Genomic DNA, 18,947 nt, shown 5'->3' with positions numbered 1-18,947 from the left:
CCCAAATCTCCGTGCGCTGCTTAGACGAATAGTAAATTCTGCGACGATACTTCATGTTCAACACTCCATCTCTTCCAAAAGATTAAAGTGTTGCGTCCACCGGTTGAAACCACCGCGGAAACCGGACTTTCGCTGCACACGCAAACTAATTTAGGCAACTTGAAGAAAGCGGACACTCGGGGCTGCGACCCAGTTTTTTCAATGTGCAAACGCAGCGAAAGTCAGCAAGGAGCCCTGAATGGGCACTTAATAGGATGTGACGAAGGTCCGCTTTCTTTGGCTAGAAAAATTCCTAGCCGAAAAATGTTGCCACCGTTTGCTTTGTAGATCAGGGTCAATCATCAGCTTCAGGAACAACACCCCCCTGCGCCACATACAAAGGTAGCCGAAAGATGCATCCTACTGAAAAAGTAGTTCGTCAGTTCCACGAGTCATGGGGGTTGCGCGATCCGGATCGCGGCGCGGAAGTAATCGCGACAGATTGTAACTTCGAAGACATAGCGCGCGGCGAGAAGCTCACTGGAAAGGAGGCCTATAAGGAAGACTATTACCGTTGGCGCGAGGCTTTCCCTGACGGACTTTGTGAAGTTGAAAATGTGATTGTTAGCCAATGCGGCAAGTGGGCCACTGTCGAGTTTCGCAATACAGGGACCCACACAGGGACCCTTCGATCAAGCCTAGGGGATTTCGCGCCGACCGGAAAACGAGCCGAAGTCCGCTATTGCTCGGTTATGAAGGTTAAGGACGGAATGGTGGTCGAGGGACGCGACTATTACGATAGCGCCACCATTGCGCGGCAATTGGGTGTTGTAGACTAACCACCTTCTACCAAACACACAGAACTTTATGAATATCTTGCGTGAAGCCACGGTTCGGAGCTTGATCGAAAGACCATGCTTCATCTTTGTGCCCAAGTGGCAGATCAATGCTGCCGCCTAATGCTCCGACTTTGTGATTTGAAGGCATCAGAGCCTTGCCGCCGCCAATAGCTTCGCGCACGGGTTTGCCAAGCCTCGGATGCAGCACCGCCGCGCCATGTTCCATTCCGCCCGAAGTTCCAACAAGCGCTGCTTTACCGTAGCAGATTGGTGGCGCTGAGAGCATATGTACGAGCTCCTCAGTCAAAGTTTTACCGAGTGCCGCACCTACTTCGAACAATTGTGATAAGTCTTCTTGATCTATTCCCGCGAAGGCATTGCGGACGATCGCCAGGGCCGCCACACGCGTGATCGGCGCACATGGCTTTCCCATTTCGTCCATCATTATGATTTCTTTGGTAAAAACGGTTTTTCGAGTTTCCATGGCCATGCACCTTCATTTTCATTTATACCAACTTGGCCTTTGGCCAACTGAAAGGCAAACCAATGCTAGTGTATCTGCGTAGTCGCTTGCGACAAAAATGGTATCTCCAGATGGGCAAGCCCTGGCGAAAGCTGTCGTTCGGACAAATGTAACGAAGTGACGCTTCGTCCGCATTGCCGCCGCTCGCCCTCCGATTTGACGTTGATTTCGTGTGCAAACGCAGCGAAAGTCGGCAGTGAGCCCAGAGCGACTGATGCTGTAATAACGACGAACGTCTGCTTCCTCTGGTCATCTCAGGAAGCGGCCATCTGGCATACCTACGCGCAGAACCTCCACGGAAACGTCCAACTCTGTTGCTATAGCATCAGTTGGCAAGTCGGGGGCGGCAAGTCTGAGTGAACGCGTTTCTTGTGGTTGTAGAATAGGCACTAGATTGGCCGTGCCGAAACGCTGCTCTCCTTCGAACCCGGCTTCCACCAGAACCGTTGAACTGCCGGATTCCATGTAACGCACACCATATTTGAAGAAGACAACGCGTTCTTCCGAACGATTGAAAATAGTACACTGCATCGTCAAAATGACTCGGCCTAGCACTTCTGACCGTCCTGGCAGAAAGCGACAATCGCTTACATCAATGTTCGGCCCAATTGGTGTCGGCGGGCGATATGTCAGAGAGCAGTCTTCGGCGTTAGCGTCACCATCTGAGGTTGGTGGCAAGCAGGCTTCGACAGAATTACCGAGACTCTGCGCCGACAAGTTTCCCGCAACCGCGAAGCAAACCGTCACGAGAATAAAAACTGATTTTACACTTCTCTTCATTCCACCATCTTCCAGCAAAGCTACCATTGGCGCGGTTGCAGCGAATTCACACTTTGTCCCGCACAGCCGCCGCTCGCCCTCCGATTTGACGTTGATTTCGTGTGCAAACGCAGCGAAAGTCGGCAAAGAGCCCGGACTACCGATATTCTGCAACGCCACGAATTTCTGCTATCGTCACGCAGTCAAAAACCTTCAACACCGCCGAGGTTTTGAATGGGGTTTTTGGCAGCGTAAATTGAGGTGGTTTGAGGCCGTGCCAAAAACGAGCGTTTGTTGAATGTTTCTATCAGAACGATTTGCGCTGATGCGATCTTTGGTTAGTAATGCTTGAAAAGGAACGATTTGTTGGAAGCTGCTTTACTTATATTATTACTCATTGGCCTCGCTTTTTTTGCGTTTGGTCGCAAAAGTAGTCGAAGTAAACATACTCCTCCAAGCAGATCGACATCTCATAAAAGGCCAGCTACAAAGCGGCAGCCGTTTGACGCGCAAAGCGCACGAAAACAACCGATCAGCACTACGCTACAAGGCCCTGCCTATGTGGTGGATGGTGATACCGTGGTCATTCAAAAAACTCAGGTACGTTTGTTTGGTGTTGATGCTCCTGAAATCGATCACCCACACGGCAAAAACGCTAAATGGGCTTTAGTTAATTTATGTAAGGGAAAAACAATACGGGCGGAGGTCACAGAGCAAGACGCTTACGGTCGCTCAGTAGCCAAATGTTATCTACAGGATGGACGTGATCTATCGGCTGAAATGGTAAAGCTCGGCTTAGCTATTGACTGGCCTAAATTTTCAGGCGGAGAATATGGTTTGATGGTGGTGCCAGGAGTGCGCAAAAAGCTGTGGCTAGCAGACGCAAGGCAAAAGGGCAGGATGCATGTCTGGGAGCAGTTTAATGCCCGAAAAAATGCTAAAGACTAGGTATGGCTTTAGCCATCAAAACGACCGCTTCGATAAGCGCAGGAGGGACTGATCAATGGAAGGTATATTCTCTGTAGTCTTTGGTCTGTTTGCGCTGTTTATTGTACTATGGCTATATATCCTGCTTCCTGCGGGCATGGCAGAGAGAAGGAGCCGTAGTCAATTAATCTGGGTGCTTATCAGCCTTTTCGGTTCGCCCATCCTAGCCTGTCTGCTTCTGTTGGCTCTGGGAGATGCAGAATAATCTACTTTCCCGAAAATCTTCCAAAAACGACCGTTTGTTGAACGGTTCGCCGAACCCGACATTTGCGCACTTGCAGCGAAGGTCTGAAAGGTCCGGCGGTTTCAACTGGTCGACGCAACACTCTAATCTTTTTGGAAAGATGGAGTGAACCCTATGAAGTATCGTCGCCGAGTGTTTTTCACAGATGAGCAAAAGTCAGAGATATGGGATCCCTCTCGGCGATGCACGCATCGCCTGCCGGCAGTGGATGGCAACGCGGAGAATCGATGAACTCGATCGGGCGTGGTTTTGATCGCTCATCGTCATCGATTTATCCGCTCCTTGCGCGCACTGGCGGCATCCGTCCACCAAACCGCTTGCGGTCTCGCCTCGCTCTCACCCTGATGGACCGCGAGGAGATATCCAGAGGCCTGCGTGCGAAGCTGTCCTTGCGGTCCATTGCGAGATCCCTGAAGCGGTCAGCGTCCACGATTAGTCGCGAGGTCAGACGCAATGGCGGGCGTGCCCAATACCGCGCAGCGCATTCTAATACAGCAGCTTGGAATCGTGCGCATCGCCCAAAACTCTGCAAGTTGAATGGGAATGCCTATCTCTGCCGAGAGATATCGGCCAAGCTGATCCGCAAATGGTCCCCGCAACAAATCGCAGGCTGGCTGATGCGTGAACATCCAGATGATGAGAGCAAGCGTGTCTCGCACGAGACGATCTACCGTAGCCTGTTCATCCAAACACGCGGCGTTCTTAAGAAGGAATTGCTTGCGCATCTACGGGCAACGCGGGCCATTCGCCGGTCTCGCCATGCCACACTAAAACGGACTGGAGTAGGTAAGTTCAACGACGCAATATCGATCCGTGACCGCCCCGCCGAAGTAGAAGATCGCGCAGTTCCGGGCCACTGGGAGGGCGATTTGATCGCAGGTTCTGGCAACAGCTTCATTGCCACTCTGGTCGAACGCCACACGCGCTTTGTCATGTTGGCAAAAATCAGTAAGAAAGATAGCGCTAGCGTCATTCAAGCGTTGATCAAACAGTCACGCAAACTGCCCAAAGAATTGTATCGCTCCCTGACTTGGGATCGTGGTTCAGAAATTGCGAAGCATAAGGCCTTCACCTTGGCGACGGATATCGACGTGTTTTTGTGCGAACCCCATTCGCCGTGGCAACGCGGTTCAAACGAAAATACCAACCGCCTGCTACGACAGTACTTCCCAAAGGGCACGGATTTGTCGATACATAGTCAAGCAAAGCTGAGCGCTGTCGCAAGACAGCTCAATGAGCGACCCCGAAAGACGCTGGGATACGAAACTCCCGCAGAGCGTTTCAATGCATGTGTTGCGTCGATCAGTTGAGGCCACCGGGCAATTGGTCCTCGCAATAGAACCTTCAGTCAAGCGTCGCGTTTCGCTCGGCACTGCGAAGCCGACTTAGTGTGACCGGTGTTACACCGAGAAAGGATGCTATCAAATAATGGCCGAAAAGCCCTTCGTGACGCGGGAAATCTTTCCGAAACCACGCAAGGCGGTCTGCGCCGCCAAGTGCCGCAAGGCACCACTCCCGATCAGCCTTACGGGCCAGTTCGTGTTGCAATATGCCGTTTGCCCATTCGCGAATTGGCTCCGATGCTAACATAAGCTCAGTCAAAGCGCGGCTGTCCATTTGTGCAACCAGTGCATCCGTAATCAAATTTATTGATACGAGCGAGATCCCGTTTCTGGTTCTCGCGACATTTGGTGTGACCACACATGGACCAGTGTGAAAGCTAACGCAAACGGCTCGACCTTCGGGATCTGTGATTTGACTGGTGGCTTGTCCATCAAGAATGATGCGCTCCATTGGGTCTGGTTCGCCCTGCGTCGCTATACGAGACCCTTTTTCGACGTATTCCACACTCCATGCTGCCGCGAACTCACGCCCAATGTCTTTATCCAATGCGTTAGGGAGACACGTCAGAAAAGTAAAAAGGTCCAAGTTGCGAATTCCTTATCAAACGATAATGCCAGCTTTGCTCGCACTCAGTACGACGGTGTTAATTGTACGGAGAACAACCAATGAATATGATGATACCAACTAAGAAGTATGGGCGGCAAGCGGCTCTCTTCGGTTTCGCTGCCAGCGGAATCTATCTGTTGATGATCTTTATCACACTCGCGCACATCGAGACTTTGTCCGGCCTTCGCCCTTTCGACATGCGCCCCGGAGGATATTCGGCTGAACAGGCAAATTCACTGCTCTCTGCCCTAGGGTCTAGCGGGAGGCGGTATTATCTCACGCGACAGATTCCGCTCGATTTAGCATATCCCGCGCTCATGGCGCTGACTTTGGTATCATTGCTCAAATGGTTGGGGTTAAGGGGCGTGGACCGCAAACTTGTTCAGATCGGAATTTGGTTTTCGATTGGGGCAGCTATCGGTGACTATCTAGAAAACATCGGCATCTGCCTCATGATCCTGAGTTGGCCAGAAATATCTGCCAACACTGTCCCAGTGGCAAGTGTCGCTTCCATTGTGAAATCGGGTTTAACAATGGCTGCTTTTGTGTCTGTTCTGCTTGCGGTTGTCTTTTGGGCGTTGAAAAGGATATCTGGAAGAAGAATTGCGACGTGATTAGCGTCGGTCGCCCATATATTTCGCAAAGCAGACGTTAGCCGCACAGCAGAAAAAAGGTACAATGGGCTCGAAGCCGACTTGCGACAGCGCAGAGAAAACTCCCGTTTCTAGGATTCCCCAATGTCGGCTTCAAACGTTCCGGCACACCCGGTTCGCACTTGCAGCGAATGTCAGCTGTCCGCCCTTAGCGCCAAATGCCGCGGTAGCACAAAAAAACATTGAGTCAGAGCCCCTATGCAAACGAAGCGAACGGCCCATTCCAGCCACTGAGCTGAAGTCCCACTGCTGCGTACAATTTCAACGAAACTGCCATTCGTGGACTTAGCATCATCTTATCCGCCTAGCTTCGATCCATAAGTGCGCCGGAAAAATCCTTCCGTTTGCTGTCTGATGGGCGCAGGCAATCGAATAAACCGCTTTGCCTTTTATAGTCCTTACGATACCGTTTAGGTGGGGTCGCCAATCAACTGGGAGGATGAAATAGCTATGGGATTCATGTTAGAGAGACTTGTTACAACGACACTATTTGCTCTTCTACCTGCTTTTTTGAACGCACAGGAAATCGCCGACACTATCTATACCGGTGGGCCAATCCTGACCATCAACGACGCGCAACCTTCAGCCGAAGCCATCGCTGTGAAAGACGGTGTCATCATAGCTGTGGGATCTCTTGCCGACGTCGCCTTGCACAAGGGAGAAGGCACCGAGATCTTCGAACTCGACGGTCGCGCAATGCTTCCCGGTTTCGTTGACAGCCATGGTCACGTCGTGAACGGAGGTCTCCAGCGGCTTTCGGCAAACCTGCTCGCCCCGCCCGACGGCGAGGTCACCGATATCCCGAAACTTCAGGAGACCCTGCGCGGCTGGATGAAGGATAATGCCGAAACTGTTGCGTCAGTAAAAATGATCATCGGATTCGGATATGACCAGTCCCAGCTTGCGGAACTCCGACATCCGACCCGCGAAGATCTTGATAAGATTTCCATGGATGTGCCGATACTGCTTGTTCACCAATCCTCTCATCTGGGCGCGGCCAATTCCAAGGCTCTCGAGATGGCAGGTGTGACAGCAGATACACCGGACCCAGCGGGCGGGATTTACCGCCGCGATTCTCAAGGAGAACCAACCGGCGTACTTGAGGAGAACGCGTTTTACGCGGTTCTGGTCAAAATGCTTGGTGGTCTGGGCGAGGACGGCTTCAGGGCCTTCGCAAAAGCCGGGACCGAGTTATGGGCGAGTTTTGGCTATACCACCGCACAAGAGGGTAGATCTATTCCCGCGACGGTTGCAGTTATGCGGAGCATCGCGGATGAAGGCGGCTTTGAGATCGACGTCGTGACCTATCCGGATGTACTTGTGGACCGCGATTTCATCCTTGAAAACGTTTCCCAGGATTATATTAACCGCTTAAGGGTTGCGGGCGCGAAACTCACAATCGACGGATCGCCGCAAGGGTTTACAGCCTTGCGGGACCGCCCCTATTACGATCCGGTAGGCGATTATCCTCCCGGCTATTCCGGCTACTCCTCCGCCACAATGGAACAGGTCAATGACGTGATGGACTGGGCCTACTCGAACGGCCTCCAGATTCTCACACACGCCAATGGTGAAGGCGCTTCTGATATGCTGATCGCGGCGACCGAGGCAGCACTTGCAAAATACGGTCCGGTTGGAAATCGACCAGTCCTCATTCACGGTCAGTTCATGCGCGAAGACCAGGTGGACTCGGTCAAACGACTCGGGCTTTTTCCGTCCCTTTTCCCGATGCACACATTCTATTGGGGGGATTGGCACCGCGAACATACGGTCGGTCCCGTCAACGCGGACAATATCTCTCCAACGGGCTGGGTCCGCCAACGTGGAATGATGTTCGGAACACACCACGACGCACCAGTCGCGTACCCGGACAGTATGCGCGTGCTGGATGCGACCGTGACACGCCGAACCCGCTCGGGTGATATTCTTGGTCCGGATCAAAGGGTGGATGTCATGACAGCTCTGAAGGCAATGACGATCTGGCCAGCATGGCAGCATTTCGAAGAAGACAAAAAGGGCTCCCTGGAGGTCGGCAAGCTTGCCGATTTCGTCATACTTTCAAATGACCCGACAGTAATTGATCCGGAGGATCTGGACACGCTTAGTGTTTTGGTGACAATCAAGGAGGACAAAGTCATCTTTGAAGCACCCGTCGGAGAGGATCAGGGAGAGTTGCGACCGGGAATGTTCCGAAATTTCTTTCCCTCGGGAGATGACCCGCATGGGGGCCATAAACTCTTGGAACTCGCGATTGCAGCCACAGAGGCCATGGCCGGAGAATAGCTTGATAAAGGGGGTAGTGTTGAATTTCCGCTGAGTGTGTTGCCGCGATCTCTTGAATCGGCCACTGGATGCCGCCATCGGCCGGTTGCTTTCAGTGTTCGTGGGTCGAATGGCTGGATTGCGGAAAACCGCACTCGAACTTCCTAACAGTTCCTAGCGTAGGTGTCGTGAACGGCCCTCAGCCGACGTTCATTTAGGTTTCAACGAAGGTCTGCTTTCTTCTCTTGGCGCGTTTTGATCAAGCATCATTCGAGAACAGTACTCGTTTGTCTCATTAAAGCAGAGAACCTCTACTTGTTCTGGAATACTTAGTGTGTTTGGTCGAATTAGCTTGTGAAAAACTCTAAGAAGTCGTCGGGGGTGGGCTCCTCGCTTTCTTGCGTGGATTGAAAGCTGACTGATCTATTTGAACTGGCGTATACAAGCCATGCTCTCAAGCGGGTTTCGAGATCTACGCCCGTGAACCCCATTTCTTCAAAAATTGTCCGAATAAAGCGTTGCCGGTTTTGATCGACCTTTTTTACTTCGTTAGCAACAAGAGTGTCCTGTGCGGCCCACGACCTGAAAGCCATATCATATTTGTCCAAATCTTTTTGAGCAACAAGGCGCATCACTTCCCTTAACTTATCTTTGCCATGGCAAGGCAATTCGCCAATTTCGTCTATGACAATTGCTGTGAATTTGGAGGCCCAGTATTCAGTGACCTTTGCTACGAATTCAGATCGATTGCTGAAGTGATGATAGAAGCTGCCTTTGGTTACATTCAGGCTGGCGGCAAGAGCCGACACACGCAACTTCGCTCCACCGTCCTTTGCAAGGATGTCCAATGCGGCCTGAAGCCAACGCTCCTGATCATATCGTTTTTTCAACTGAGCCGTATTTGATTTCTTAATGATAACCGCCCCCAAACTTGACATAGATCAAAACTTTCGCTTACTAATTCTTATACCATACCAAATAGTATGTTGTAATTGTCTTTTCTTGGGGAGCTTCAGATGAATATATTTTCAACGACAATTTTATCTCTTTCACTATCTTTCGCCGCTTCGGCGACGTTTGGCGCTGGTGGTAAGGTTACGGACCCAACGGGCGAAGCACCAGACCGATATGTGTATTATCCTGGAACTGAAGCGCTTGATCCTGAGGAAATTCGACTTACCGCTTGCGGAACCGGATTACCCGCCGCGCGCCGCGGTCAAGCGGCCACATGTTTTTTGATGGAACTCGGTAACGGTGACAAGTTTCTGTTTGATGTAGGCACCGGCTCAATGGCCAATGTCGCCAGCTATATGATCCCTTATGATTTCCTCGACAAAGTCTTTCTGACCCACCTGCACACCGATCACTGGGGTGACCTTGTGACACTATGGGCAGGCGGATGGACTTCAGGACGCACTGGATCCTTGAAAATCTGGGGGCCGAGCGGTGCCACAGAGGATATGGGCACGAAATACGCCATCGAGAATTTTCTGCGCGCGTTTAACTGGGACAAGCAAACGCGCAATTACAAATTGAACTCCGCACCCGGAAAAATTGAAGTCACTGAATTCGACTATCTTGCTGAAAACGAAATTATTTATGACGTGAACGATGTGCAAATCCGGTCTTGGCCTGCCATTCACGCAGGTGATGGACCAGTCAGTTTTGGCGTCGAATGGAAGGGCCTCAAGATCGTAGTCGGCGGAGATACTTTCCCCAATAAATGGTACATAGAATATGCCAAAGACGCCGATCTTGCTATTCACGAGGTCTTTTTGACTCCTGATGCTCTGGTTGACCTCTATTCGCAATCCCCTCAACAGGCGATTGGCGTGGGTACGCAAGTTCACACGTCCCCTCCAGCATTTGGCAAAGTAATGTCAGCTATCAAGCCGCGTTTGGCCGTCGGGTACCATTTCTTTAACGAAGAAGACACGCGCTTTGGCATCTACGACGGAGTCCGCGGTGTTTATGATGGACCACTTACCCTCGCATCCGACAACATGGTCTGGAATATCACCAAGGACGATATCAAACAGCGCATGGTGGTTATTACAGAGGAAGCTTGGTCAGTCGAAGGGCCAAAGCCAGCCCCTGCGCCCGATACAACGGGTTTGTCCGATCCGCTTAGCGACGCGATGAAGGCGGGACGCTGGAATGTTGACGACGTTCAAAAAGAGCTTGTCGATACCTTCAATAAAAAATACGGATTGGAAAACTGAGTATTGCGTTTAATCGCGTAGTTCCTTTCGAATTAAAACGGGAAACGAAAAGCATGCGTCTTCGTATTTGCATGCTTTTCGTTTTGCTTGGCTTTGGAACTATCGCGCGCGCCGACTATATGCCGTTTAACGGAGCATCCATTGCGCCCAATGTTGCGGAAATTCATGTTGGTGAAGAAGGTGTTCGGGTACAGCTAGAAGTTTTTCTGGACGATATCGCCGTTTTTGAGGCCCTGATACCCGACGACTGGGCGACGCAAACACCTGCCAATCGCGCAAGCTTAGAAGATCGTATGACCGACTTTGCCAACAACGGCATAAGTCTGCAAAGGGATGACGGGAGCGTTTTGCCGGTTCGTGCCCAGTTGGTTGAACCCCGCATGAGGACTGACCGCGCATCCGCATGGGCCGGTAGAAAAAACCCCATAACCGGGCGCTTCTTTCCAAGCGCACCAGAGGATACCCGGGTCGTTTACGCAGAGCTATTTTACGATTTTGAAGGCATCCGTCCCACAGCAATTACCATTTCGCCCCCCTCCGATGCAGAAGGAAAGCCACTCGTTTCTATCGGCATGGTCGTTTTCGACAGAGAGGTTCCCACGACAAAGTTCAGCTTTATGTCGGACGTCGCGCGCCTTGAGATAGATTGGAAGGACCCTTGGTATTCCAGTTTTAACAGCCCAAATCTGAAACGCCACCATCAGTCGGCGCTGACAACCTTTTTATATATCGAACCGCGCGAAGTCCGGCACGAAACCCTTATTCGCGTTAACGACCTAGGCGATTGGACCGAGCTTGACCTCAAGGGAGTCCCCATGATGGACAAGGCCGCGCAAGAGCGTATCAAAGCCTCCGCGCGCACCTTCCTAGCGCAACGCAATCCTGTGACAATCGATGGAAAACCTGTAGTACCTGCCAGCAGCCGTGCCAGCTTGTTAAAAATCACAGACTCGGGCTTGCTCCTTGTGGAAGACGAAGCCTCCCTTGATCCATTGTCCACATTTGTCGGCGTCATTTTGTCTTTTCCGGTCCCGACCCTGCCGAAAAATGCGACGGTCACATGGGACATGTTCACCCCCCGTATCGATGATGTCCCCGCAACGATAACAGACCCCGCGGGCCCATTTCTGAGCGGAGCGACCCCAAAATCTCCGGTCATAGATTGGGCTAATTTTCTACGCACCTTTCAAGACCCAAAGGTCGAACCTGTTGCAACACCGACGTCGGGTACGGTCAACATCCCTTGGATATCCCTCGCATTTATCGTCGTTGCCGCGGTGGCTGTAGTAATCGGGCTTTCGCGGGATCGGAGGCTTCGCATTATTTTTCTGAGCGTAAGCATCGTCTGTCTCGGTTTGGCCATAGTTGCCCGCCAGATTGCGGTCAGTGAGGTCAGCAATCCCTTTCAGCGATCGCCAGACCCTGAGACTGCCGCAGAGATATTTTCAGCTCTGTTAAGCAACATAAATACAGCTAATCTGCAAACAGCCCCAATGCAACGCATCAGCGACCTGCAATCCACAGTTTCAGAGACTGAAATGCCCGAAGTTATAGCCGAATTGGATCGCGCCCTTTCCATTCAAATTGCCGGTGGCGGGTTGGCCAAGGTCAATGCCATTGAAGGTGTGGTTTTGAGCGAAATAGCGCCTCTCCCCGAAAGATCAGGCTTTCGCGCCTTAGCTGAGTGGACCGTGCATGCAGGTGCGGCTCATTGGGGGCATGATCATCGGCGAAACCTAAGCTATAGGGCATTGGTCGAAATACTAAGGGAAAGCGGCGTGTGGAAAATCTCTGGAATTACAGTTGTGGACACCAGAGATGCTGATTGAACCGCAGGTGCGCTTTAGAGCTATTGATTTGAGACGCTTTATTCCCATTAAATGGATTCTTCGTTGTTGGTTCGCCTCTATTTTTATAGCCCTAACAGGGGCTGCAAGCGCGCATTTCTTGCTAAACCTCAACGTTCGAATTTTGCATGTCGACCACGTTGAGGACGGGCTTCGCGTCTATCTCAGAACCCCCATGCCTTATCTTGTCGCAGATAAGGTTGGCCCCGCAGTTCAGGAAGGATTGCCCATCCCAGCTCCCTTTACGTCCAACACAAGTGAGGGTGGGAAACTCACCCATTATGTCGACTTTGAGCAGCTTGCCCTCGATCCGTTAGGTCTTGGTGCGCTGGCAGAACAAGGCTTTCATTTTGAAACGGGCGGGAAACGGGTGTCGGGCATGGTCGAGCACCTCCGCGTGTATCGTGTTGGAACACAGCCAGTTTTTGCAACGTTGTCAGAGGCTTTGAACAGTTTCGCGGTTGACTATGCACTCCCTGACTCAGGAACGTCGCTCTATGTCGGCGACGCAATGGTCGACGTCGTCATTCGGTACAAATCTGAGGGCCCAATTGCGTCCTACGCCCTATCGAGCACAATGAACCCAAAGCTTCCGGGGCAAGAAAATACGGCAAACTTGATTTTGGACTACGGCCCCGGACAGCCACGGGTTTTTCGGTCTCGCGGCCTCATGCAAGACCCTATACAGATTGATCGCTCGCCAATTTCGGCGGTCAAGACCTTCATCATCGAAGGCATCCGCCACATCCTTGAGGGCATAGACCATGTTCTGTTTGTTATCTGTCTAGTGCTCGGAGCAACGGGTTTCAGAGTGCTTCTAGGGCGGGTCACCGGATTTACAATCGGGCACAGCGTTACCCTTGCGCTTGGTTTCTTTGGCTTTGTTCCGTCGGGAGCATGGTTTGTACCCATGGTGGAAACCGGAATCGCTCTCTCGATCATTTACGCGGCCGTCTTAGCCATCCGCCCCAGCGATGACAGCGGGGCAAGCGAAAGAAGAACATTCTTGGTAACTTGCGCAATTGGCTTGCTGCACGGCCTCGGTTTCTCTTTCGTATTGCAGAACATTCTTCAGATAGACTCGGCAGGTATTTGGCAGAGTCTTCTGGCCTTCAATATCGGTGTTGAAATAGGGCAGCTTTCAATTGTGCTTTTATGCTGGCCGGTTTTTGTCTTGATCCGCAGACTGAATCGGGGAGCCTGGCGCATCACTAAGTTTACGATTGGTGCAACCTGTATTGTGATTGCCTCCGTCTGGACACTACAGAGAGTGACACAAATAGCCGAAGCTTTCGCCTAGTGGCGACCACATTAACTTTGAGGCAGAGTCATGTTTTGGACCAGATGTAAAACCAAGACCGCGTGGTCGGAGCTCGCCTCTCCGCTGTATGCTACACCACCACCGAAGGGGCCCGCGACCCACGAGTTCTCGCCTAATTATCCCATCATTCCGTTACAAAAAAGGGTGAAATTCTTCACTGCATCCAGTGCTTTGACGAATTCAGTTAAACTCAAATTGTTGCTTGGGCTTATGTTAGTTCTGTCCCACGTTGCGGTGGCTCAAGCAAATGAAGGTGACAAAAAAATTGCCGATCCAAGTGACTCTCAAAACTGGTCTCAAAACTGGTCGGAAGGTTGGAAGGACAGACAAAAAGCATTAAATGCCACAAAACAATGGCTGACTCATAGGCAGTTGTCAGAACATACATTGCTGACCTTCTACGGGCAGGTAAACGTCGGTCAGTTGGACTATGATGATGGATTCGAACACTATTCAGCAGTCCGCAACAACCAAAACTCAACAAGCCGCATCGGGCTTACAGCGGAAACTGAATTCGATAACGGTAGAAGCTTGGTCCTAAATTTTGAAGCGGCCGTTCCGAAAACCGAAAAAAACAGTGCCGTTGGCTCCAACATTGATAACGGAAATGACGACCAGTGGGACAAATCACTGTTGCGCAAAGCTGAAGGACGTTTGTCGTTTCCGCAGGTGGGGTTTGTTTCAGTTGGTCAGGGAAGCATGGCGGCCGATGGTATAACCGGGTTCGACTTTTCAGGAACAACCGTGGTTGCCGCCAATAGCGTAGGCGACACGATATCGGGAATCCCGGTCCGGTTGGCTGACGGCACGAAAACAAATACAGATGTCTCAGACTTTTACCCAAACTACGACGCCTCCAGAAGACTGCGGGTACGGTTTGATAGTTTGCCGTCTGGTGGATTATCGTGGGCGGCCTCAGTGGGACGCGAAGTTTTAACGGCAGGCGATGACAATACTTATGCGGACATCGCCGTTCGATATGAAACAAAATGGCGTGGGTTCGGAGTCAAGGGAGGGTTAGGCTATGCGTATAACGGTGACTCTCCGGGATTTCTCTCAGGATCAGTTGCCGGATTGGACGACAGCACGGGCTTAAATTTCGCAATTGCAACTGGTGGAAACACAATTGGCGGAAAATACATTTACGGAAAGGTAGGTATCATTCGCAATATTTTCAGGCTGGGCACGACTGCTTTTTCAGCAGACTATTACAAGAGCAGCAGCCCATTGGGCGGGGCCAGTGGCTCGCGGTCCTGGGGTGTTGCGATTGTCCAGAAGTTAGATGCCCAAAGTATGGAGATCTATGCCACCTACCGCGATTATTCCATCGATGGGGCTATTCTCCAGTACGCGGATTCCAAGGCAATATTGGTAGGCACGCGGTTCAGTTGGTAGCTGGCGTGGTGTCACAGCAATTTGAGGTGAACTTCCGTTCGACAGGCGTTGCCGCGCCGGAAACTGCATCGTCCAACACGTCGAGGTACTCGCGAACGGCACACTAGGCGCACCCGCTTGGATTAATCGCGCTGCGGCCTAGTTTTCACATTTCTCAAAAGCGGCCATTGGCACCAAACGCAGCGAACGGCCGCTCTCCGCCCTTAGTTACATAATGTACATGGCGCAGCATTGAGCCTATTGAGCACCCGAAGTCGAACCCATTTATGTTAGCTAGCTCGGCTGATTTAGAATTTCTTCCATCCAACCCTCCAAAGAATCACGCGGATGCGAAGCCATATTGCCTTGCTCCACCTCAAGGTTAAACGCCGCCCTTGGCGTCAGGAACTGATCAATAACCAGCTTGGGAAACAAGTCCCGCTTCACTGCTTCAAGCGTCGAGACCGCCAAAGCACAATTCGGAACTTGATTGAGTATACCCCAAAAGCGAAACCGAGAGAAATCCGCGAATTACACCTCTCCCGGTCAAATCTCAGTTGATGGACGCGTCGGCGCGCATCCCAGCTTCCTTGTGGCCTTCCAGCTCGCAGCTGATTTCGGTCAGGCTGACAGGCTGAATTGGCACGAAATACCAATCCACCGTTTTGTGCGGACCAACCTCGACCTCGCGGACCGAGCCTTTGATTTCGGCCACAAGTTCGCCGTCGGCATCCTCGATTTCAACCTTACGGGTGAAAATCCTCTCACCCATTTCATTCAGCGAAACCTCGTGCTTGATCTCGTCGACATTGATCATCCTGAGCTTGTAGGCCTGACCAGTCTCGAATTCGAACGTGTTGGGCTTGAAGTACATGCCATCGTCATTCGTCCCCATCTCGATTTCGACGGTAATCACGTTCGCCCTGCTCAAATCCCCAGCCGCAAACGCGCCACTTGCTGCAAAGGCCACCAATACCGCACCGAAAAGTGTGTTCTTAAACATCCTCATTCTCCATTTAGCTTTGTGAACATCCCTCAAAACGAGACACCACATGCTAACCTGACGGCCAAATTACGGGTATGATCTCTGTCAATTACGTAGCCGTTAGGCGGGGCACACCTGACGCTCACTTATTTTGGGCATCAGATTGCCTTATAAGTTTTGGTGTATTTTCGGGTGTGCCGCACTGGGACCTCTGAGGCGCCGGTGCAATTTCATGGGGTTTGAACGCAATAATAGCCCCCGCCGATTAGAGCGAAGGGGATAGGCTGCCTAGGGGCGTACTTTACGGGTATATTCTGCTCGGATATTGATGAAAGATAAGTACGGCGCTTCAGAATGCATGTTGTGTTTTTTTTTGGCACTTGTAGTTAGAAAAAAGGCAGCTTCAGCTTTCAAACGAACCGCAGTCTGGTGCGAACGGCCCAAACCAGACCTTAGTGCACTGCGCAGCTAACGGCGGGTCTGAGCCCTCTTTGACCGATGCTGCACGGCGCATGAATGTCCACTTCACTTTGCACTGGCGAGAATATGATAGAAGCGATTGTATAAATACCGTCAGACAAGACTTCTAGTCGACGCAATTGATTGCGGCGTGGTAGTCCCAAGTTATGACTTGTCCAAAATCGCATTCGGTCGAATTTCTGCCACGACGCCTTGATGGTGTTGACGCCATCTCTCTTGCGTCGAACAGAGCGTTCCCGCGCCATGCTCATGACCAATATGGGATTGGTGTGATGACGTTTGGCGGTCATGCTTCTTGGTCAAAACAGGGCTTTGTCGAAGCCTATCCGGGTGACGTGATAGCCGTAAGCCCGAACGAGGTTCATGATGGTAAGCCCGTGTCTGGGTTGCGATCATGGAAAATGCTCTTTGTTGAGCCATTCGTCATTGATGATATGATTGGTCCAAACGCTGCATCGCGTGAAATTGAGTTTGCAGCCAAACATTCCCCCGCCGTCGCATCAGCAATGTTGAAGGTTTTTGCCTCACTTTGTGAAAATGACCTCACAGCGGCGGAAGAAGGTCTGACGGGTCTTTTCGCTGACCTGCTCGTCACATCGACGTGCATTGGGGATCGACTACCTTCGCGTGTCACACAGCATGCTTTGCAGCGTGTGAATGACAACCTCGAATCACCTCCGACCCTCGAAGAGATAGCGGTGATCATGGGTATGAGCAGGACAGGAGCTTTGCGACGTTTTAAACGCGAGACAGGCACCACGCCCCATGAGTACGCAATGCAGTTGCGGCTGCGGCAAGCCCGTCGCGCACTTGCGTCTGGTAACAATCCTGCCTCGGTTGCAGCGGAATTAGGTTTTGCGGACCAAAGCCACATGACCCGCGCTTTCTCCCGTCAGTTTGGTGTACCGCCAGGAAAATACCAATCAAGCATGGGCAATATCGTTCAAGACCCAAGATAGCCAAGACGTTTAGGTAGAGACGAACTCTATTTGGCAGGCTTAACCTATGAAATTCACTTACGCTCCGCATATGACGGAGACATTCCCTCATCTACAGACTGGCTTAATTTTCGTCTCCAATATCAACAACGATGTCGCTATCGATGCGCAAGTGCGAGAATGGGAAGAGGCAGCCAAAGCTCGACTGGGGGACGGCACAGAAAGTTCGCTGCCAGAGATACAAGCGTGGCGGGCCGGTTACGCAAAGATGGGATTTAAGCCGACACAAGTGCGATGTGCCTCGGAAGCTCTTTTACGGCGGTTAAGACAGCACGGCTCTCTGCCAAGCCTTCATCCGTTGGTCGATCTGTGTAACGCGGTGTCTGCGATGGGCGCTCTCCCTGTAGCAGCGTTCGATTTGGCGAAGGTTGAGGGAAACATTCAGGTCTGTCCGGCAGCTGGTGATGAGCAATATCAGACCTTTGGCGGGGATATCGAAACGCCAGAGACCGGTGAGATCATTTTCCGCGATGATGGTAAGAACGTGCATGCGCGTCGTTGGGTCAATCGTCAAAGCGGTTTGTCGGCAATACAAGCCTCTACCACTGATGCGTTGATCGTGATTGAAGGCTTGCACGAGACAGCGAAAGTTGACGTTCTTGCGTTACGAGACCGGCTGGCGGATCAGATATCCAACGTGTGGCAAGGTCGGTTGTCCAAAGGACATATCGAAGGCGCGATAGGCAATTTCGATACCGACTTGAGATCTCAGACATGAGCATCGAGTTTCTGGTCACGGCTTTCATCGTTTGCATCCTGCCAGGTACTGGTGTGATTTACACACTGGCAATTGGCCTTGGACGCGGCTTTGGACCGTCTGTTGTCGCAGCATTGGGTTGTACTTTTGGCATCATTCCCCACGCGGTCGCCTCTATCATAGGGATTGCCGCAATTATTCAGACAAGCACATTGGCATTCCAAGTCGTTCAATGGGCTGGCGTGGGCTATCTGTTCTACATGGCGTGGGGGATTTTACGCGATGATAGCGCGTTGGCAGTCTCCGAGAACAGTGAACCAATCGGTGCATATCGTTTGATCCGCGATGGAATACTGCTCAATGCTCTGAACCCTAAATTGTCATTGTTCTTTTTGGCATTTCTTCCACAGTTTGTACCGGCAACCACCTCGCGGCCAACATTTGCGATGACAGCAATTGCCTTGGTGTTCATGGCGATGACTTTTGCTGTCTTCGTCATCTACGGGGCATGTGCGTCTGCGGCGCGCGATCATGTAATAACACGTCCAAAAGTCATGGTCTGGTTGAAACGCTCATTCGCGGGGGCATTCATCTTGCTTGGTCTGCGACTTGCTCTAGGGGGCCGTTAGTAACTTTCCTAAAGCAGTCATTGGCGCAGTCGCAGCGAATTGGCGCTTTGTCCCGCATAGCGGAAGTTGGAACCGAACGCAGCGAACGGCGGGTCCGAGCCCACTTTACCAGTTTTCTACAATGCAGCGAATGTCAGATCTTGCGACTTGCTCGCCCCCCCCTTCGCCAGTTAAGGCGAAGGGGGGATGACACAGGAG

16 protein-coding genes and 1 pseudogene are annotated in these 18,947 nt (G+C 51.6%); 12 read left to right on the top strand and 5 right to left on the bottom strand.

The annotated features are described in order from the left end of the window. Positions 1–392 precede the first annotated feature (392 nt). Positions 393–818 (top strand): ester cyclase, encoded by a 426-nt coding sequence (locus AB9F29_RS20620; protein ID WP_369757074.1) that lies wholly within the window; start codon positions 393–395, stop codon positions 816–818. Between the two features lie 7 nt (positions 819–825). On the opposite strand, the gene AB9F29_RS20615 is transcribed toward AB9F29_RS20620, so the two are convergent. Then, a complete protein-coding gene (locus AB9F29_RS20615) occupies positions 826–1,302 on the bottom strand; it encodes an amino acid synthesis family protein (RefSeq protein ID WP_369757073.1) in 477 nt (158 codons plus the stop codon). 288 nt (positions 1,303–1,590) lie between these two features. Continuing rightward, positions 1,591–2,280 (bottom strand): hypothetical protein, encoded by a 690-nt coding sequence (locus AB9F29_RS20610; RefSeq protein ID WP_369757072.1) that lies wholly within the window; start codon positions 2,278–2,280, stop codon positions 1,591–1,593. A 186-nt stretch (positions 2,281–2,466) separates the two neighbouring features. On the opposite strand from AB9F29_RS20610, the gene AB9F29_RS20605 reads away from it, so the two are divergent. Next, positions 2,467–3,048: a thermonuclease family protein gene (locus tag AB9F29_RS20605; RefSeq protein ID WP_369757071.1), complete on the top strand. Its 582-nt coding sequence runs from the start codon at positions 2,467–2,469 to the stop codon at positions 3,046–3,048. Between the two features lie 397 nt (positions 3,049–3,445). Continuing rightward, positions 3,446–4,641 (top strand): annotated as a pseudogene (locus AB9F29_RS20600) (IS30 family transposase). Between the two features lie 34 nt (positions 4,642–4,675). Here the strand turns inward: AB9F29_RS20600 and AB9F29_RS20595 are convergent. Beyond that, on the bottom strand, positions 4,676–5,260 hold the full coding sequence (locus tag AB9F29_RS20595) for a Crp/Fnr family transcriptional regulator (protein ID WP_369757070.1): 585 nt from the start codon (positions 5,258–5,260) through the stop codon (positions 4,676–4,678). 80 nt (positions 5,261–5,340) lie between these two features. Here AB9F29_RS20595 and AB9F29_RS20590 point away from each other — a divergent pair, with 80 nt between their 5' ends. Together AB9F29_RS20590 and AB9F29_RS20585 are read left to right on the top strand one after the other, a co-directional pair. Next, positions 5,341–5,895 carry a hypothetical protein gene (locus tag AB9F29_RS20590; RefSeq protein ID WP_369757069.1) on the top strand — a complete coding sequence of 185 codons (555 nt, stop codon included), beginning with the start codon at positions 5,341–5,343 and terminating at the stop codon, positions 5,893–5,895. A 498-nt stretch (positions 5,896–6,393) separates the two neighbouring features. After that, positions 6,394–8,217 (top strand): amidohydrolase, encoded by a 1,824-nt coding sequence (locus AB9F29_RS20585; protein WP_369757068.1) that lies wholly within the window; start codon positions 6,394–6,396, stop codon positions 8,215–8,217. 326 nt (positions 8,218–8,543) lie between these two features. On the opposite strand, the gene AB9F29_RS20580 is transcribed toward AB9F29_RS20585, so the two are convergent. Beyond that, positions 8,544–9,134, bottom strand: a complete 591-nt coding sequence (locus AB9F29_RS20580; RefSeq protein ID WP_369757067.1) for a TetR/AcrR family transcriptional regulator — start codon at positions 9,132–9,134, stop codon at positions 8,544–8,546. Positions 9,135–9,212: 78 nt separating this feature from the next. Here AB9F29_RS20580 and gntH point away from each other — a divergent pair, with 78 nt between their 5' ends. The 4 genes from gntH (at position 9,213) to AB9F29_RS20560 (ending at position 14,981) form a co-directional block, all read left to right on the top strand. Next, positions 9,213–10,418 carry a guanitoxin biosynthesis MBL fold metallo-hydrolase GntH gene (gene gntH, locus AB9F29_RS20575; RefSeq protein WP_369757065.1) on the top strand — a complete coding sequence of 402 codons (1,206 nt, stop codon included), beginning with the start codon at positions 9,213–9,215 and terminating at the stop codon, positions 10,416–10,418. A gap of 53 nt (positions 10,419–10,471) precedes the next feature. Then, positions 10,472–12,247: a hypothetical protein gene (locus AB9F29_RS20570; RefSeq protein ID WP_369757064.1), complete on the top strand. Its 1,776-nt coding sequence runs from the start codon at positions 10,472–10,474 to the stop codon at positions 12,245–12,247. A 118-nt stretch (positions 12,248–12,365) separates the two neighbouring features. After that, positions 12,366–13,565 carry a HupE/UreJ family protein gene (locus AB9F29_RS20565; RefSeq protein ID WP_369757063.1) on the top strand — a complete coding sequence of 400 codons (1,200 nt, stop codon included), beginning with the start codon at positions 12,366–12,368 and terminating at the stop codon, positions 13,563–13,565. A 30-nt stretch (positions 13,566–13,595) separates the two neighbouring features. Next, positions 13,596–14,981, top strand: a complete 1,386-nt coding sequence (locus AB9F29_RS20560) for a hypothetical protein (protein WP_369757062.1) — start codon at positions 13,596–13,598, stop codon at positions 14,979–14,981. 532 nt (positions 14,982–15,513) lie between these two features. Here the strand turns inward: AB9F29_RS20560 and AB9F29_RS20555 are convergent. Next, positions 15,514–15,963 carry a hypothetical protein gene (locus AB9F29_RS20555; protein WP_335586660.1) on the bottom strand — a complete coding sequence of 150 codons (450 nt, stop codon included), beginning with the start codon at positions 15,961–15,963 and terminating at the stop codon, positions 15,514–15,516. A 608-nt stretch (positions 15,964–16,571) separates the two neighbouring features. Here AB9F29_RS20555 and AB9F29_RS20550 point away from each other — a divergent pair. Genes AB9F29_RS20550 through AB9F29_RS20540 form a run of 3 tightly spaced genes read left to right on the top strand, consistent with a single transcriptional unit; the run spans position 16,572 to position 18,749 of the window. Beyond that, positions 16,572–17,384, top strand: coding sequence for an AraC family transcriptional regulator (locus AB9F29_RS20550; RefSeq protein ID WP_369757061.1), 813 nt, complete (start codon positions 16,572–16,574; stop codon positions 17,382–17,384). 46 nt (positions 17,385–17,430) lie between these two features. Beyond that, entirely contained in the window at positions 17,431–18,141 is a 711-nt protein-coding gene (locus AB9F29_RS20545; protein ID WP_335585897.1) for a phenylalanine--tRNA ligase beta subunit-related protein, read from the top strand. Further along, positions 18,138–18,749 carry a LysE family translocator gene (locus AB9F29_RS20540; RefSeq protein WP_369757060.1) on the top strand — a complete coding sequence of 204 codons (612 nt, stop codon included), beginning with the start codon at positions 18,138–18,140 and terminating at the stop codon, positions 18,747–18,749. The genes AB9F29_RS20545 and AB9F29_RS20540 overlap by 4 nt, the downstream gene beginning before the upstream one ends. Positions 18,750–18,947: the final 198 nt, after the last annotated feature.

It is taken from the genome of Falsihalocynthiibacter sp. S25ZX9 (assembly GCF_041205405.1).
Taxonomy (GTDB): Bacteria; Pseudomonadota; Alphaproteobacteria; order Rhodobacterales; family Rhodobacteraceae; genus Falsihalocynthiibacter; species Falsihalocynthiibacter arcticus.
Note: the sequence above shows the minus strand (reverse complement) of the source record. Positions and strands in the feature narration are given on the sequence as shown.